Annotated in this window: 16 protein-coding genes and 1 pseudogene; 7 read left to right on the forward strand and 10 right to left on the reverse strand. The window is 51.0% G+C overall.

Going from position 1 to position 17,469, the window contains the following annotated elements:
• Nucleotides 1-33: 33 nt before the first annotated feature.
• The 10 genes and pseudogenes from cobO to glmS all read right to left on the reverse strand — a co-directional run bounded on the left by cobO (nt 34) and on the right by glmS (nt 11,260).
• Nucleotides 34-636 carry a cob(I)yrinic acid a,c-diamide adenosyltransferase gene (cobO, locus tag OGY72_RS03250; RefSeq protein ID WP_063940686.1) on the reverse strand — a complete coding sequence of 201 codons (603 nt, stop codon included), beginning with the start codon at nt 634-636 and terminating at the stop codon, nt 34-36.
• A gap of 9 nt (nt 637-645) precedes the next feature.
• Entirely contained in the window at nt 646-2,298 is a 1,653-nt protein-coding gene (locus OGY72_RS03255) for a class I fumarate hydratase (RefSeq protein WP_003831421.1), read from the reverse strand.
• Between the two features lie 109 nt (nt 2,299-2,407).
• Nucleotides 2,408-3,409: a glutaminase A gene (glsA, locus tag OGY72_RS03260; RefSeq protein ID WP_063940684.1), complete on the reverse strand. Its 1,002-nt coding sequence runs from the start codon at nt 3,407-3,409 to the stop codon at nt 2,408-2,410.
• 169 nt (nt 3,410-3,578) lie between these two features.
• Nucleotides 3,579-4,860, reverse strand: a pseudogene (locus tag OGY72_RS03265) (dicarboxylate/amino acid:cation symporter); the annotation flags it as partial.
• A 169-nt stretch (nt 4,861-5,029) separates the two neighbouring features.
• On the reverse strand, nt 5,030-5,347 hold the full coding sequence (locus tag OGY72_RS03270) for a DUF4387 domain-containing protein (RefSeq protein WP_003831425.1): 318 nt from the start codon (nt 5,345-5,347) through the stop codon (nt 5,030-5,032).
• Nucleotides 5,344-6,714, reverse strand: coding sequence for an acyclic terpene utilization AtuA family protein (locus OGY72_RS03275; RefSeq protein ID WP_003831426.1), 1,371 nt, complete (start codon nt 6,712-6,714; stop codon nt 5,344-5,346). The genes OGY72_RS03270 and OGY72_RS03275 overlap by 4 nt, the downstream gene beginning before the upstream one ends.
• Before the next feature lie 3 nt (nt 6,715-6,717).
• The gene (locus OGY72_RS03280; protein ID WP_003831427.1) at nt 6,718-7,959 is read right to left on the reverse strand and encodes a methylaspartate ammonia-lyase; all 1,242 of its coding nucleotides are present in this window, start codon (nt 7,957-7,959) and stop codon (nt 6,718-6,720) included.
• Nucleotides 7,959-9,404, reverse strand: coding sequence for a methylaspartate mutase subunit E (locus tag OGY72_RS03285; protein ID WP_003831428.1), 1,446 nt, complete (start codon nt 9,402-9,404; stop codon nt 7,959-7,961). The genes OGY72_RS03280 and OGY72_RS03285 overlap by 1 nt, the downstream gene beginning before the upstream one ends.
• An 18-nt stretch (nt 9,405-9,422) precedes the next feature.
• Nucleotides 9,423-10,811, reverse strand: a complete 1,389-nt coding sequence (glmL, locus tag OGY72_RS03290) for a methylaspartate mutase accessory protein GlmL (protein WP_003831429.1) — start codon at nt 10,809-10,811, stop codon at nt 9,423-9,425.
• Entirely contained in the window at nt 10,811-11,260 is a 450-nt protein-coding gene (glmS, locus tag OGY72_RS03295) for a methylaspartate mutase subunit S (RefSeq protein ID WP_286546799.1), read from the reverse strand. The genes glmL and glmS overlap by 1 nt, the downstream gene beginning before the upstream one ends.
• Before the next feature lie 1,217 nt (nt 11,261-12,477).
• On the opposite strand from glmS, the gene cydA reads away from it, so the two are divergent.
• From cydA to tolR, 7 genes are all read left to right on the forward strand, one after another.
• Nucleotides 12,478-14,046: a cytochrome ubiquinol oxidase subunit I gene (cydA, locus tag OGY72_RS03300; protein WP_003022965.1), complete on the forward strand. Its 1,569-nt coding sequence runs from the start codon at nt 12,478-12,480 to the stop codon at nt 14,044-14,046.
• Nucleotides 14,047-14,061: 15 nt separating this feature from the next.
• The gene (cydB, locus tag OGY72_RS03305) at nt 14,062-15,201 is read left to right on the forward strand and encodes a cytochrome d ubiquinol oxidase subunit II (protein WP_003831431.1); all 1,140 of its coding nucleotides are present in this window, start codon (nt 14,062-14,064) and stop codon (nt 15,199-15,201) included.
• 14 nt (nt 15,202-15,215) lie between these two features.
• Nucleotides 15,216-15,329 (forward strand): cytochrome bd-I oxidase subunit CydX, encoded by a 114-nt coding sequence (gene cydX, locus OGY72_RS03310; protein ID WP_003022970.1) that lies wholly within the window; start codon nt 15,216-15,218, stop codon nt 15,327-15,329.
• Nucleotides 15,329-15,622 (forward strand): cyd operon protein YbgE, encoded by a 294-nt coding sequence (ybgE, locus tag OGY72_RS03315; protein ID WP_063940682.1) that lies wholly within the window; start codon nt 15,329-15,331, stop codon nt 15,620-15,622. Before cydX ends, ybgE begins: the two co-directional genes overlap by 1 nt.
• A gap of 275 nt (nt 15,623-15,897) precedes the next feature.
• Nucleotides 15,898-16,302, forward strand: a complete 405-nt coding sequence (gene ybgC, locus OGY72_RS03320; RefSeq protein ID WP_003831439.1) for a tol-pal system-associated acyl-CoA thioesterase — start codon at nt 15,898-15,900, stop codon at nt 16,300-16,302.
• Nucleotides 16,299-16,991 (forward strand): Tol-Pal system protein TolQ, encoded by a 693-nt coding sequence (gene tolQ, locus OGY72_RS03325; RefSeq protein ID WP_003022976.1) that lies wholly within the window; start codon nt 16,299-16,301, stop codon nt 16,989-16,991. Before ybgC ends, tolQ begins: the two co-directional genes overlap by 4 nt.
• Nucleotides 16,992-16,994: 3 nt before the next feature.
• A complete protein-coding gene (gene tolR / locus OGY72_RS03330) occupies nt 16,995-17,423 on the forward strand; it encodes a colicin uptake protein TolR (RefSeq protein WP_003022978.1) in 429 nt (142 codons plus the stop codon).
• Nucleotides 17,424-17,469: the final 46 nt, after the last annotated feature.

Consider the following 17,469-nt stretch of genomic DNA (forward strand, 5'->3'; position numbering starts at 1 on the left):
ACGCGTTAGCATCGTTATCCGGCAAAAGAACGGCTACCAATCGATCCCAACCTGTGCCTGAATACCGCGGTCAAACGCGTGTTTGACCGGGCGGATTTCACTGACCGTATCGGCCAGTTCCAGTAACAGCGTATGGCATCCGCGCCCTGTGACGATAACGCTCTGACCGGCAGGGCGATTTTCGATGGCGCTGATAACCTCTTGCGTATCCAGATAGTGGTAAGCCAGCATGTAGGTGAGTTCATCCAGCACCACTAGATCGTAATGCGCATCAGCCAGCATGCGCTTACTCTCCTGCCACACAACCGTTGCCGCCTCGATATCTGCTTGCCGATTTTGGGTTTCCCAGGTAAATCCGGTGCCCATAATATGGAACTCGACGCCGAGCGGTTGCAGTGTGTTGTACTCGCCATTATCCCACTGACCTTTAATAAACTGCGCGATGCCAACGGTTTTTCCGTGACCCACTGCGCGCGTTGCCGTGCCAAAGGCTGCGGTGGATTTTCCTTTTCCGTTGCCGGTGAAGACAATCAGGATCCCTTTCTTCTCCGTTGCAGCCGCTACGCGGGTATCAACCTGCTCTTTCAGCTTCTGCTGACGCTGACGGTGTCTGTCGTTATTGGCGCGCGCTTCCATGGAAACTCCTTAATGCCCTGCCGGACAAGTTGCGCAGCGATGCTGCTGCTCGAACTGGCTAAAGAAGTTATTGCCTTTGTCATCCACTAATACGAAGGCCGGCATATTTTTAACTTCCATCATCCATACGGCTTCCATTCCCAGTTCGGGATATTCAAGGCACTGCAGGCTTTTCACGTACTGCTGCGCCAGCAGGGCTGCGGCACCGCCAATGCTGCCGAGGCTAAATCCACCGTGTTTGTGACAGGCATCAGTGACCTGCTGGCTGCGGTTACCCTTGGTGAGCATAATGAGGCTGCCGCCTTGTGCCTGGAAAGCATCGACATACCCATCCATGCGCCCGCCGGTGGTGGGCCCCATCGAGCCACAGGCCTGATTTTCCGGGGTTTTGGCGGGACCAGCGTAGTAAACGATATGCTTTTTCATGTATTCCGGCATAGGTTCGCCGTTATCCAGTCGCGCTTTGATGTTCGCGTGGGCGATATCGCGAGCGACAACAATCGGGCCGCTTAACGACAGGCGTGTACCAATGGGCAGAGCGGAAAGGTCATGCAGGATGTCACGCAGCGGACGGTTCAGATCCAGTTGTACGGTCTGAGCGCCGTTTTCTACCCGGTGAGAATCGGGGATAAATTTGCCCGGATTATGCTCGAGTTTTTCCAGCCAGATACCGTGTTTATTAATTTTGGCCTTAATGTTGCGGTCGGCAGAGCAGGAGAGGGCCATCGCGATTGGGCAGGAGCCGCCGTGGCGCGGTAAGCGAATTACGCGGATATCGTGGGCAAAGTATTTGCCGCCAAACTGCGCCCCGATGCCAAACTCGCGGCTGGCATTGAGCAACTCGGCTTCCAGCGCCGTATCACGGAACGCCTGGCCCAGCTCGTTCCCGCTGGTGGGTAGATTATCGTAATATTTGGTTGAAGCCAGTTTGGCGACTTTCAGCGCCTGGTCGGCGGATAAGCCCCCAACCACAAAAGCGATGTGATATGGCGGGCAAGCGGCTGTACCCAGTGATTTCATTTTTTCGATCAGGAACGCAGTGAGTTTTTCCGGCTGTAGAATGGATTTGGTTTCCTGGTACAGTGCCGCTTTGTTAGCTGAGCCGCCACCTTTATTGACGAACAGGAAACGGTATTCGTTACCTGGGGTGGCGCTAATATCGATTTGTGCGGGCAGGTTGGTCTGGGTATTGACCTCGGTATACATATCCAGCGGGGCATTTTGCGAGTAACGCAGGTTGTTTTCGGTAAAGGTGGAATACACGCCTTTGCTTAATGCTTCTGCGTCATCGCCGCCGGTCCAGACATGTTGTCCTTTGCTGGCCACAATGGTTGCCGTCCCGGTATCCTGGCAGTTGGGCAGTACGCCTTTAGCTGAAACCTCTGCATTGCGCAGCAGCTGCAATGCGACGTACTTATCGTTACTGCTGGCCTGTGGGTCGTGCAAAATGCTGGCAATCTGTTTTAAATGTCCGGCGCGCAGGAAAAATGAAGCCTCATAAAACGCCTGCTGTGCTAACAAGGTTAACGCTTCCGGTGCAACCTTGATCACTTCCTCTCCGTCTAACTCCGTTACCGTAACGTGCTGGTTACTCAGTAATTCATACTCGGTACTATCTTTACTCTGAACAAAGAGTTCCTGCCAGACAAATGGTTTAGACATGTTTACTTCTCACCTCTTCGTGTTGTTTGCCGGATGGCGCTCCGCTTATCCGGCCTACGATTAACGCATTGATGTAGGCTGGGTAAGCGGAGCGCCATCCGGCGTAAAGTTATTTGGCTAAAAAGACATTGGCTTTTGTCGCTTCGGCGACATATTCGATAGTTTGCTGGGCTCGAACGCTATTACCGGCTGCATCCAGCGGCGGAGAATAGACCGCAATCGCATATTCGCCAGGGACAACGGCAACCATGCCGCCGCCGACGCCGCTTTTCGCCGGGATGCCAACGGTGTACAGCCATTTACCGCTACCGTCGTAAAGCCCGGCGATTGCCATTTCTGCCAGCACCTGCGGAACATATTTCTCGTTCAGCAACTGTTTACCGTTGAACGGAGATTTGCCTTTGTTCGCGAGTACGGCACCCATTTTGGCCAGTTGCTCAACGGTGATATCCACCGAGCACTGGCGGGTATAAATTTCGACGGCTTCGTCAGTGTTGCCATAGAAGCTGTTATAGGATTCCATCAGCTTGGCCAGCGCCTGATTGTGCTGGTTGGTTTCCATTTCAGATTTGAAAACCGGTTCGTTCACGGTGAGAGTGGCATCGGCCCAGACGTTCAGGTTGTCGAGAATTTTGTTCCAACGATCGGTTTTGTCTTTGGCTTCGATCAGGCTAACGGTGCTCATGGCCCCGGCGTTTACCAGCGGGTTTTCAGGCGCACCTTTGGTCAGTTCAACGGCTAAACCTGAGTTGAATGGCATACCGGTGGCATTGGCGCCAAGTTTATCCAGCACTACCTGAGGACCGTGCTGCTCCATGGCGAGCGCCATGGTGAACACTTTACTCAGGGATTCCATTGGGAAAGGTTTGTTAACATCGCCAACCTGGTAGATCTTGCCGTCCACCGTCGCAATGGTGATGGCAAAATTTTTCGGGCTATAGGTCGCCAGAGCAGGGATGTAGTCGGCGACTTTTCCATCGTTGTTACTTTTGTACTTCTGATGAGCCTGTTCTATCAGCTTGGCGTAGTCGGGCGTGGTTTGCGCGAATGTGGTTGCGCTAAACAAGACGCTGAAAGAAAAGAGACTCACGCCGAGAATTGTTTTATTCATTATGCATTCCTGTTGGTGTTGTTGGGAAAACTATCCTGTAGGCCGGATAAGGCGTTAACGCCGCCATCCGGCGTTAACACGGTATAATTGCCGGATGGCAACGCTGACGCGTTTTATCCGGCCTACGATTAGTCGTTCTTCTACTGTCAGGACAAAGCGACTTCCGTTTCGGTAACCGGACGTTCTTGTTCCGGGGTCTTCACCGGCGCAGTTCCACGGCAACCCTGGCCGTAGTGTTCGCCTTCCCAACGGCCCACGATGGCAGCACCCATTGCGTTACTCATAACGTTGGTGGCGGAACGACCCATATCGAGGAACGGATCGACGCCCATCAGCAGAATCAGGCCAGCTTCTGGAATGTTGAACTGGTTCAGGGTTGCAGCGATAACCACCATTGATGCGCGCGGTACGCCTGCCATTCCTTTTGAGGTCAGCATCAGGATCAACAGCATGGTGATTTGCTCGCCCATGCTCAGTTCGATGTTGCACGCCTGGGCAATAAAGACGGTGGCAAATGAGCAATAAGCCATGGAACCGACCAGGTTAAAGGAATAACCGATAGGCAGAACGAAGCTGGCGATTTTTGAAGAAACACCGAATTTTTCCAGCTTGTCCAGCGTACCCGGGAAGGCGGCTTCAGAGCTTGAAGTGGTAAAGGCCAGCAGAGCGGGTTCGAGGATTGATTTAGTTAACCGTGCGATGCAAGGCCCGACGATCATAGTAGACAGGCCAATCAGGATTGCCCACAGCATACCCAATGTCAGGTAGAACTCACCCATGAAGATCCCGGCGCTAACCATCACACCCAGACCACGTTCGGCAATCAGACCTGAAATAGCGGCAAAAACGGTCAGTGGTGCAAACAGCATGACGTAACCCGTCAGCTTCAGCATGACGTGCACCAGTGAATCCAGCACTTTCACGATAGGATCGGCTTTTTCACCAATCGCAGCGAGGCTGCAACCGAGGAAGATTGAGAACACGACGATCTGCAGAATTTCGTTACGCGCCATCGCATCGACAATACTGGTCGGTACCGCGTGTGAGATGAATACTTTCAGCGTGAATGGCTCTGACTTAACGGCGGCAACGGCTCCGACGTCATGTGGCACAAAGTTGATACCTGCGCCTGGCTGGAAGATATTAACGATAACCAGACCCAGTGCAATTGACACCAGAGAGGCGCAAATAAACAGGAAGAAGGTTTTTGAAAATATACGTCCCAGCGTTTTGGCATCGCCCATTTTGGCAATACCCACAACCAGAGTTGAAATAACCAATGGAGCGATAATCATTTTCACCATACGTAAGAATATAGTGGTGAAAATGGAAATATCTGCTGCATAAGATTTTGCTGTTTCAGCCGCGGCCATATTATTTATGGCCACCCCGGCAATCATGCCGAGTATCAGGCCTAATATGATCATCTTCGTTAAACTAATTTTCTTCATGTGTACTCCATCGGATAAAGGCTGGTAATTGGAATTGTGTAGGGTGGCGTGCGCCTGAACCTGGACAGCAGCTCAGACGCACGCCTGTTGTGACCAACCGCATGAATAATTCGAAGCACTGTGATACAGCTGAATTCTGTGCTCCAATGGTTGTTATTGTGTTTTTTTGTTACAAGTCAAACTCAATACTTAATAATGGAGCGTGTTGCTGCGCACCATAAACATCATTGTCACCGACATTGCCGGAAATAATATCCCGTGGCATGACGATTTTTACGGCATTCGCTGGATCGAACCAGACGATATTGTGAATAAACTCAGGCTCAACATTATATAAACCGGCAATAAGCTGCGGCGTTAATTGCTCGCAGGCTTTTACCCGCTGATAGTCTTCCCTTGTTTTAAATAAAATATCTAAAACTAGTTCGTACGGTCCGGCGTTTTTGGAACGAATTACTTGCGCCAGTGAACAAATTGAGTGTTTCATGCCTGAACTCCTTCTGGCGTCACCTGTTCAATGTGGAAATCAAAACGCAGCGCATCGCTCGCTTCAATCAGGTGATAGATCGAGAACTCATACACCGGTCCACTTTGAATATCAGATGGCGAGAACGGGAAGGCGAGGTTGCCCGCAGTCGCAATGCGATTTTCATAGCCGTAGTGCAGCAGGGTAGAGCGCACAAGCGAGCATACGCTGTTGGCGATATCCTGCGTTGGCGCGACGACATCCAGTAAAATTCCCAGTTCATGGCCCGCAGTTTTCATCGGCTCATGGTTGCCCATCACACCGTTCTTACCGTACAGGTGGAACGTCATGCGAATACTGTCGTCATTCAGCGAGAGGTTACGTGCCACGCTTGCCTGTACCTCTTCAAGAATCGTGTCAATCCCGGCAATCATAATCGGGTCACGTGTTCCGGCGATGGTCAGGCAACGGAAGCCAACCTGGCGTGCACCTTCCAGTTTCAACGCATACGGTGTTTCTTCATGGCGTGAACCGCTGACATACACTTCACCCTCGTTAACCTGGGTGAAAGTGCATGCCTTCAGGTTCAGCACACCGCCTGGCCCTGGCAGGAAGTACGGATCTGACTTTTCGTACAGGGTGTGTGCTGCTGCGGAAGTCTCGGTGAACTTACGCTTGGGATTGAACGCCTTCAGCGTAAAGCCGTTATCGTCAATGATTCCCATCGCACAATCTGAGCCGGAACCAGGGGTGGCGGCAATGGCTGCACACTCAAGGATCTTACCGCAATGAAGCGCCAGACCTTCATCAAAGCCCTGCATAATCGGCAGTGCGGCGAAGCAGGCCGGATCGTAGGCACGTCCGCCCAGGACCACCTGCGCACCGGCTTTCAGCGCACGCTGGAAAGGCTCGATGCCCATTTGTGCGACAATGTAGGTGCTCTCTTCAATGGCCTCGTGAGTCAGTTCCGGCACAAAATCGAGCGCAGTGATTTTGCCGTTATCCAGCGCCTGATGAACGATTTCTTTGTCGACATCAGACGGAATTAGCGCCATTGAGAAAGACAGTTTTTCTTCCTGCGCGATCTCATGGATTATCTGGCGACACCACTCCAGATGCGGAGCTGCGCCAGAACCACCAGCTGTGCCGATTACTACCGGGATGTTGTTCTTAACGCCTGCCACAATCATATAGCGCAGATCGCGTTTCACACCGGCCCTGTCAGTAAAGGGTTTACCTGCCCCCAGGTAGTGGGGGCCAGGATCGGAGGAACCTGCGTCAACAGCAATAAGATCCGGTGACTCTTCCATGGCTTTACGAAAACTTTCTTCCGGGAAGCCATAACCCAGGATAGCCGTAGGCGATAAGATCTTAAATGTGCGTGCCATCTCTTAATCCTTAGTTTGCAACAACGCGATGGTGCGGTTCATTTCGTTAAACACGATGTTGAGACCTTCATCGAAACCCATACCCGGTTTAACCAGCATGCGCATTGGACGCGCGGCAAGTGCCACGTGTACGCAGGTGCGGGCACTGATCTCGGTTTCGTTACAGGTACCGCCCTGATAGGCTTCCATCGCGTGTTTGTTGCAATACAGCACCGCATCAACGATGTTGTGAATACCGCCCAGATCCGGAGTCTTGATCTGTACCATGTGGCAGCTGCCCGCATCGGTAAAGTCCACGATATCCTGATAGGTGTTACACCATTCATCCGCAACGATTTTCACGCCGGAACCCAGACGAGTCAGCTCTTTGGTGATGGCGGTCAACATGCGGATCTGATCCGGCTTGTTACCGGCATCAACCGGACCTTCGATATACAGCGGCAGACCCTGGGCTTCGGCTTCCAGGCTGGCGATGTATTCGGCGCAACGCACTGGATCCATATCGAAGATCAGACCGATCGTGCCGTACACATCAATGTGCAGCGTCGGGTGATAACGTTCGCTGGTGCGCAGGCTTAAGATGCGGTCGGATAACCAACGTACATACTCACGCAGTTTTTCGCCTTTAAAGCCCAGCTTCTCTTCCACGTTGTTGATCAGCGCATGCGGCAGGACGTCCACACCTTTGAGGATCATCTTATCAACGGCGATATAACGGTCGTCACCGCTCTGTCCAAATAATGGAATGGCTTCCGGGACGCACGGCAGTTGCCATTCATCGCAAACCACTTCAGTTTTCAGACGACCGGTAGCCAGCGCCGCAGCGTCGAGCAGCGCCTGAGACAAACCATAGCGGACGGCGGTATGCAGCAGATGACCGTCAATACGCAGTTGGTCAAAGAAACGCGCGTTCGGCAGGAACGAATCAACGTCACGACCTTCCAGTAACGGCTTGATGTGGTCGTTGAGGAACGGAATGAAGTTTTCAGCCAGGAACAGTGGGTCACGACCGCCTGCACCTGAATATTGCACCGCTGCGCAATCGCCCACAGCTACCGCGCCGTTTTCCAGAATCAGCTGTACGGAAACACATTCACCCGCCTGACGAACAGACGTAAATCCAGGCGTTACCGGATCGCCGGTATAGATAAACCCGTCATGACCGGCGCCGTTTTTGATGGCCTGCTGATCGTCAAAATAAAATGAGGAGTAGCCAGCTGTGAAAAGGGCCTGTTTAATTTTCATTATGGTCTTCCTATTAATTTACTGTGGGATACGGCGTTGATGTCATCAATGACCATCTGGAAAGAAGGCTTGCGACCTTCGAAATGCGCGCGCTCTGCAACGTAGTCGTGGTGCAGGGCGAGAATATCTTTCGGCAGCGGCACTGCACCGGCTTCAAGAATACGGATTGCGCCTGTGTTATCGCGAACAGGCAGGATCTTACCGGCGTTACAGGCGGCAGGAGCGAAAGGCACATCCAGCACGCCAGCTTCAAAGGCCAGCACCGTACCGCGCGCAATGTCGCCATTGCCCAGTTCGAAGACTTTCTTCAATACCGCGCGGACTTCGCTCTTAATCAGGTCAACTTCCTGCTCCACGGCAGCGCACTGCGGGAATTTCTGATCGCTGACCATGTTGAGCATCTGGCGTGACGCTTTCAGACCCTGGGCGTTAGCTGCCGCGGTTGGGATACCGAATGCTTCGTGCGGACTTTTGGTAATGACTTTTGTGGCACCAGACATACCGGCAACCGCTGCGCCCCAGGCGATAACGGAGAAGGCTTTTGCTTCATCTTCCGGGAATCCGCCCATCCACTGGTGGAAAACGGTGCTCAGCTCGTAATCGTCGAAGCCATGGTTATGGAAGTATTCGTGGGACAGTTCACGCAGTGCCTGAATAGCAGCGATATCCTGTGTCAGGCTACCGACCTGGCCGTAACCGACGGTAATAGACTTCACGCCCTGCTCCAGCGCCAGCAGACCTTCGATAATCGCGACTGAGTGGGACATGAACGGCGGGATCAGCGTGCCGGTCAGCGGACCAAACGGCTCACGGTTGATGCGAATGCCGTTCTCTTCGTACAGACCCATCAGACGGTCGCAGTACTGCCAGTCGCGGATAGATTTTTCCAGGGTGACGCGTTTGGCGTAAGGGATGTTGTAGGAGATACCGCCGCCTTCGTAGCTGGTAAAGCCACTGGCCATGGCGATTTCTGCCAGCAGACGCGCATCCGGTGTACCGTGGCGAACCTGGATCGGTTTATCCAGCGATTCAGTCATACGACGGCAGGCAGCAACCCCGTGATTGACGACCGGTAAACCATTCAGCTTGGAAGTACCTGCTTCGATGGATTTTTGGATCCCGACAGCGGCTTCTTCATAGCGGTTCAGACGGGTATAGGCATCGATAGTACTTGGCAGGAGGTCGCACTCTTCCTGCAATGTTTTGAGCAGCGCAATATGCTCATCCATTAATGCCACACCTGCGCGCGGCTGGCTCAGAGTTTTACCCTCCTGATCGGCCTTCAGCAGGGCGAGGGAGAAACGCTTTTTCTCTGGAATTGATTGCTGGTACTTCACGCCATCTTCGAAGTTCTCAACGTCTTTACCGGTTTCCCAGGTTTGTAACACCTGATGCCTTTCGGTCATGAATTCGTCATGGGTCAATTTTTTATTTCGAAGTTCCATTCGTAGCTGCCTTAAGTTTTATAGGGTTAAACACTGAATGCTGGTGCGAGCAGCGGCTTGCGGGTACAGCCTGGCGACGTTTGCCAGTAGCGGGAGCAGGCCATTTGAATCGCGGTAATACTCAAACTGATTCGGTAACAGAATTCTTTTACCCTGGTCGTCCAGCTCCCTGTATTTGAGCCAGTTATGGATATCGAACTGGCTGGCGCGAGAGAGCCATCCCCCTGAACCGACGACTTTGCGTACGGTGGTGAGATCGCGACCCATCTGTAAATCCACATTACCCACGCAGGTGCAAACCTGCTTTTTAGTGCCCGCGTGGCGCTCAGCGGCATAGCCCACGCATAAACCTGCCAGCAGGGTGTCGAAATATTTCTCTTCCTCGCTGAGTGGCAGGTAATCCGGTTGCCCAACCAAGTGGCGTAGATAGCGGTAAAACGCTTCCTCGCGCTGTGGCTGCTGGGCGAAGATGACTTTCACCATATCCTGCGTGCTTTCTCCCACCACAACGGCGGAAACGCGCATGCCAAGGTCGCCTTCAACGGTACGTTTGACGAACGGTTCAGGAACACCATGCAGGACGGTATCGGGGGAGAGGGTATTCGCGCTGGCCGAATAGACATCCGTGGTGGCTCCGCCCATATCAATCAGCATGAATTCCTTCCATGCGCTGTCGTAATCGCTAATGGCTTTGACTAACTCATATACCGTCCATGGCGTCGGCATAGGCTCTTCGCCTGTTTCGCCGACGATAACGTCCAGACCTTTGCCTTTGACGATGCGTGACAAGAACACATCGCAAATGGCCTGGCGCGCGGCAAACGGATTCGGGTGATCGAGGTCCGGCAGAATGTTGTCTACCGTGGTCAGATCCTTATGTCCCAGAATCGTTTGTATTTCGTCCTGAATGTCCCGGTTTCCGGCGTAGATAATGGCGCAATCAAGCTTTGAGCCTGCCAGCGCGTGTGCATTCGCCAGGCCGTAACTTTCTTCGCCACCGTCTGTCCCGCCGGTAAACAACAGAATGTCTGGTGGTGATGATTCCAGCTCCTGGATGTCATGACGGTTCAGCTTGTACGAATAATATTGCGCGATTTTCGCTCCTGCCGAATGGGCGGTAACTTTTGCCGACTCCAGCGTAATGGAAGGCACCAGCCCCATTGCTGCAACGGCGAGCCCACCTTTCGCTGAGGAGGAGTATTTCAACTGCACTTCACCACTTTTCAGTAACGGGCGAGCATCGGCAACATTCAGCACCTGATTCAGGCTGGCAAAAAAACCGTCTGCCAGATGATGTGTGGTGGTTGGGGTCAGGACATGGTTTACCAGGGTTAATTCCTCGCCTTCATGTGCGAAGAGGGCTGCCTTGGTCCATGTAGAGCCGATATCGACAGAAACTGTTTGCATCAGATGGCCTCTTCCAGGCAATGCTGTTCGAGGCCATTGTGTTGGTGAATATCATTAGTGATAAGCGCGCAAACATCTTCCAGATCGTGGCTGGGGGCGAAGACCCGGTTAAAGCCCATCTCTTTAAACTTCACTTCCACGTCGGCGAAGTCATGTTTACCGACGACCAGGTTGCCGCCGACGTACAGCAGAATGTCGCCAAGGCCGCGTTCGATGCAGCGCTCACGTAACCCGAGGCAGTCAATGTCGCCATGACCGTAGATAGAGGACACCACGATGGCATCGGCGCCTGTTTCAATCGCAGCATCAATATATTCATCCTGGCTCACCATCACCCCGAGGTTGATTACGTGAAAATCATGAGCAGTAAAAACGCGATCCAGAACTTTATTACCTACTGCATGGCAGTCAGCACCGATGACGCCAATAACAAGTGTAGATTTCTTCATGGGTAATCCTCTGTAGGGCTGATGGTCAATAAGTGAAATTATTTTCTAATATTTAGAACATGGATTGTGACAACCTCTTAATAGGGTTGGAGTTTCTGTGGAAGCGAAAAAGGAAGCAATTGATCTATTTTCAAAATATCCTGAGAAAAATGATTGTTATATTTAGTTGGTGTAAAATTCTTTTGTAATCAATATGATGCGATGTGTTTTTTTAACTGCTTTTAATTTATTAGAGAATTGGGTAATAAATGACTTGCCATGTTTGTGATCGAAATCTTATTTTGTTATGCGAGCCATTTATGACGTGTTTTAAATAATTTCAAAAATCCCAATTACTAATTAACTTGTGAACGACATAACGGTTTTTTATTTTTTAATCTTATATGTCATAATTCATTTTTGTTAAATTTAGGATAAAAATGATAAGGAAATGTTTGTGGCATATTTAATCTTTGCCACATAAGAGAAGAGGGGGTGTTAATGATAACTTTCAGTGATGATTTAAGCGAAACGTCAGCATTCTCTCGCAGAACGACAAACGCAATGCATCGGTCATTGTGGAACGTTTTCGCTTCCAGTTGAGATAGTTACATCTCGGTGTTAATTATAAGTAAAATTTAAATGAATAATTTGTATGAAATAACAAATCCATGACTTGCTAAACAAAAAACTGTGAGCTACCCAGCATTAGTGATTCTTTATCTGCTATCAATTTAGTCAGCCGGGCTGGTTAAAAGATCGTGTACATTTAAATAAATATCCTATCATTTGTAGTAACGGCAATTACTCATTGAAAAACATGTTGTTAACATGGTGTTTACTAGTAGCGTGAGTGCTAAACACTATTAACATTAAATTTGAAAATTGATTTAAATCAATGTTTAAAACTTGGAAAACAGCATCAAAAGAGGTTAAATTGCTTCAGATCAAATTGGTCTGAAAGTGGTAAATTAGCTATAAATTGATCACTATCGAAAAATGCAAATTTGTCTCGATAAAAACCTGTTTATTGTAAGGATTTTACGGCGTAATATAATTGCGGGATCAATTTGAGTGTTTTATTAACATGTTTGTAACTTTTCATCATTATCTTTTCTTCAAATGAGAGGGAAGGGTAGCGGCGGAAGGAAGCAGATAAATTTGTATTGGGGCATGCGTGTGACCCTTTCTAACGGGGTTCACTCTCGGAGTCTTCATGCGATGAGCAAGGAGTCATGATGTTAGATATAGTCGAACTGTCGCGCTTACAGTTTGCCTTGACCGCGATGTACCACTTCCTGTTTGTGCCACTGACGCTCGGTATGGCGTTCTTGCTGGCCATTATGGAAACGGTCTACGTCCTTTCCGGCAAACAGATTTATAAAGATATGACCAAGTTCTGGGGCAAGTTGTTTGGTATCAACTTCGCTCTGGGTGTGGCTACCGGTCTGACCATGGAGTTCCAGTTCGGGACTAACTGGTCTTACTACTCCCACTATGTAGGGGATATTTTCGGTGCGCCGCTGGCGATCGAAGGTTTGATGGCCTTCTTCCTCGAATCCACCTTTGTAGGTCTGTTCTTCTTCGGCTGGGACCGTTTGGGTAAAGTCCAGCATATGTGTGTCACCTGGCTGGTGGCTCTGGGTTCTAACCTGTCTGCGTTGTGGATTCTGGTTGCGAACGGCTGGATGCAGAACCCAATCGCAGCGGATTTCAACTTCGAAACCATGCGTATGGAGATGCTGAGTTTCTCTGAACTGGTGCTCAACCCGGTAGCACAGGTGAAATTTGTTCACACTGTGGCATCTGGTTATGTATGTGGCGCGATGTTCGTTCTGGGTATCAGCTCCTACTATATGCTGCGCGGTCGTGACTTCGCGTTTGCTAAACGTTCTTTTGCTATCGCTGCCAGCTTTGGTATGGCTGCTATTCTGTCTGTTATCGTTCTGGGTGATGAATCTGGTTACGAAATGGGTGACGTGCAGAAAACCAAACTCGCTGCGATTGAAGCAGAATGGGAAACTCAGCCTGCTCCAGCTTCCTTTACGCTGTTCGGTATTCCGGACCAGGATGCGCAGGAAAACCATTTTGCGATTCAGATTCCTTATGCGCTGGGCATCATTGCCACCCGCTCTGTTGATACACCGGTCATTGGTCTGAAAGACCTGATGGTGCAGCACGAAGAGCGTATCCGTAACGGGATGAAAGCGTATCAGTTGCTGGAAGAACTGCGTGCTGGTACTACCGACCAGGCCGTTCGCGACCAGTTCAACAGCATGAAGAAAGACCTGGGTTATGGTCTGCTGTTGAAACGCTATACGGATAACGTCACCGACGCGACCGAAGCGCAAATTCAGCAGGCAACGAAAGATTCTATTCCTCGCGTTGCGCCGCTGTACTTCGCTTTCCGTATCATGGTGGCATGCGGCATTCTGATGCTGGCAATTATCGCGGTGTCCTTCTGGACTGTGCTTCGTAACCGTATCGGTGAGAAAAAATGGCTGCTGCGCACCGCGCTGTATGCGATTCCTCTGCCGTGGATTGCTATTGAATCCGGTTGGTTTGTTGCAGAGTACGGTCGTCAACCGTGGGCGATTGGTGAAGTGTTACCAACAGCCGTAGCGAACTCTTCGCTGACTGCTGGCGACCTCATCTTCTCGATGCTATTGATTTGCGGCCTGTATACCCTGTTCCTGGTGGCTGAACTGTATCTGATGTTCAAGTTCGCACGCCTTGGGCCGAGTAGCCTGAAAACCGGTCGTTATCACTACGAGCAGTCCACTGTGACTTCTCAGCCGGCACGCTAAGACAGGAGTCGTCAAATGATCGATTATGAAGTATTGCGTTTTATCTGGTGGCTGCTGGTTGGCATTCTGCTGATTGGTTTTGCGGTCACTGATGGCTTCGACATGGGGGTGGGCATGCTCACCCGTTTCCTCGGTCGTAATGATACCGAGCGTCGAATTATGATTAACTCCATCGCCCCGCACTGGGACGGTAACCAGGTTTGGCTCATCACCGCGGGTGGCGCACTGTTCGCTGCCTGGCCGATGGTGTATGCCGCTGCGTTCTCCGGTTTCTATGTGGCGATGATTCTGGTTCTGGCGTCCTTGTTCTTCCGTCCGGTCGGTTTTGACTACCGCTCTAAGATTGAAGATATGCGCTGGCGCAACATGTGGGACTGGGGCATCTTCATAGGTAGCTTCGTGCCACCGCTGGTGATTGGCGTGGCGTTCGGTAACCTGCTGCAAGGGGTTCCGTTCCACGTAGATGACTACATGCGTTTGTACTACACCGGTAACTTCTTCCAGTTGCTGAATCCGTTTGGTCTGCTGGCAGGTGTCGTGAGCGTTGGGATGATCATCACCCAGGGTGCGACCTATCTGCAGATGCGTACGGTAGGTGAACTGCATTTGCGTGCTCGTGCAACTTCACAGGTTGCGGCGCTGGTGACTCTGGTCTGCTTCGCGCTGGCCGGTGTGTGGGTGATTTACGGTATTGACGGTTATGTTGTGACCTCTGCACTGGATCATCATGCCGCCTCTAACCCGCTGACCAAAGAAGTTGCTCGTGTGGCTGGCGCATGGATGGTGAACTTTAACAATGCACCTATCCTGTGGTTGGTTCCTGCACTGGGCGTGGTTCTGCCGCTGTTGACCATCCTGACTTCTCGTATGGAGAAAGGGGCATGGGCGTTCGTCTTCTCCTCACTGACGTTAGCCTGCATCATCCTGACTGCCGGTATCGCAATGTTCCCGTTTGTGATGCCATCCAGCACCATGATGAACGCAAGTTTGACCATGTGGGATGCCACCTCCAGCCAGCGTACATTGAATCTGATGACCTGGGTCGCGGCGGTGTTTGTACCGATCATTCTTCTGTACACCAGCTGGTGTTACTGGAAGATGTTCGGTCGCATCACTAAAGAAGATATTGAAAGCAACACCCACTCTCTGTACTAAGTAAGGAGCTTAAAATGTGGTATTTCGCATGGATTTTGGGAACGCTTCTTGCCTGTGCATTTGGGATAATCACAGCGCTGGCGCTTGAGCACGTTGAATCAGGCAAAGCCGGGCAAGAAGATAGCTAATGACCAACATTATCGCGATGGTATACAACGCGATGGACAAGCGCCCCTTGCGGGCGCTTTCATTTGTGCTGGCAATCGTGTTGGCTGGCTGCATATTCTGGGATCCGTCACGTTTTGCAGCCAAAACCAGTGAGCTTGAAATCTGGCATGGTTTCCTGCTTATGTGGGCGGTCTGCGCAGGCATGATTCACGGCGTTGGCTTCCGTCCTCGCGCCGTACATTGGCAGGGCATCTTCTGCCCGCTGATCGCGGATATTGTCCTCGTTGTTGGTCTGATTTTCTTCTTCTTTTGAATAAGAAACATCCTTAAATATTTATGGGCTTGCATAAGCCCATAATTTTTTACTCTCCGTTTACTTTCCCCCATTCCAAAGCACCATTCCCGCGCGTATAGTAGCAAAGTTTGAAAGCACTAACCTTTTGTTGCATTACCGGGATGTACAGTGAAGACAGCGCGATATACAACGACATTCTTGATGCATCGCGGCGGCAAGAACGCGAATCACCAGACGCTTACAAAGGTAAGTAACTGGTGCGAGTGGGCGAATCCAACAAAGAGGCAGTAGGAATGAATAAGTATATGTTTCGATGGCCGGTTCGTGTCTATTATGAAGATACCGATGCCGGTGGGGTGGTTTACCACGCCAGTTACGTCGCTTTTTATGAAAGAGCACGCACAGAAATGCTTCGTCATCATCACTTCAGTCAGCAGGTCCTGTTGGCCGAACGTGTAGCCTTTGTGGTGCGCAAGATGACCCTCGAGTATTTTGCGCCTGCCCGGCTCGACGATATGCTCGAAGTTCAAACCGAAATTACGTCAATGCGTGGCACCTCATTGGTTTTCACGCAACGCATTGTCAACGCAGAGAACACCGTGCTGAATGAAGCCGAAGTTCTGATTGTTTGCGTTGATCCACTCAAAATGAAGCCTCGTGCGCTTCCCAAGTCTATTGTCGCGGAGTTTAAGCAGTGACTGACATGAATATCCTTGATTTGTTCCTGAAGGCAAGCCTTCTGGTTAAACTTATCATGTTGATTTTGATTGGTTTCTCAATCGCATCCTGGGCCATCATCATCCAACGGACCCGTATTCTTAATGCTGCTTCGCGTGAAGCCGAAGCATTTGAAGACAAGTTCTGGTCCGGCATTGAATTGTCGCGCCTGTACCAGGAAAGCCAGGGGCGTCGTGATAATTTGGCGGGCTCGGAACAAATTTTCTATAGCGGATTCAAAGAATTTGCGCGTTTGCATCGGGCAAATAGCCACGCGCCGGAAGCGGTCGTAGAGGGGGCTTCCCGTGCGATGCGTATCTCGATGAACCGTGAACTGGAAACGCTGGAAACGCATATTCCATTCCTCGGCACAGTTGGCTCCATCAGCCCGTATATCGGTCTGTTCGGTACCGTTTGGGGGATCATGCACGCATTTATCGCGCTGGGCGCGGTAAAACAGGCGACGCTGCAAATGGTCGCACCGGGTATCGCAGAAGCGTTGATTGCAACGGCTATCGGTCTGTTTGCGGCAATCCCGGCGGTTATGGCCTACAACCGTCTGAACCAGCGCGTGAACAAACTGGAACTGAATTACGACAACTTTATGGAAGAGTTCACCGCGATTCTGCACCGCCAGGCGTTTACCGTTAGCGAGAGCAACAAGGGGTAAGCCATGGCCAGAACGCGTGGACGAGGTCGTCGCGAACTCAAGTCCGAAATCAATATTGTACCGCTGCTCGACGTACTGCTGGTGCTGTTGCTGATCTTTATGGCAACCGCACCGATCATTACGCAGAGTGTGGAAGTCGACCTGCCGGATGCGACCGAGTCGCAAGCCGTCAGCAGTAACGACGAACCCCCGGTCATTATTGAAGTTTCCGGTATTGGGCAATACAGCGTGGTGGTTGAGAAAGATCGTATGGATCAACTGCCGCCGGAGCAGGTTATCGCGGAAGCGAAAAGCCGCCTGCAGACCAATCCGAAAACGGTCTTTTTAATCGGTGGTGCGAAAGACGTGCCTTATGATGAAATAATTAAAGCGCTGAACTTGTTACACAGTGCAGGCGTAAAATCGGTTGGCTTGATGACGCAGCCAATCTGATGACTGCGTTTTGCTGGCTTGAAAGATAGCACGTAACAGGCGAACA

Origin of the sequence: Citrobacter sp. Cpo221, assembly GCF_030332345.1 — a bacterium.
GTDB classification, from domain to species: domain Bacteria; phylum Pseudomonadota; class Gammaproteobacteria; order Enterobacterales; family Enterobacteriaceae; genus Citrobacter; species Citrobacter portucalensis.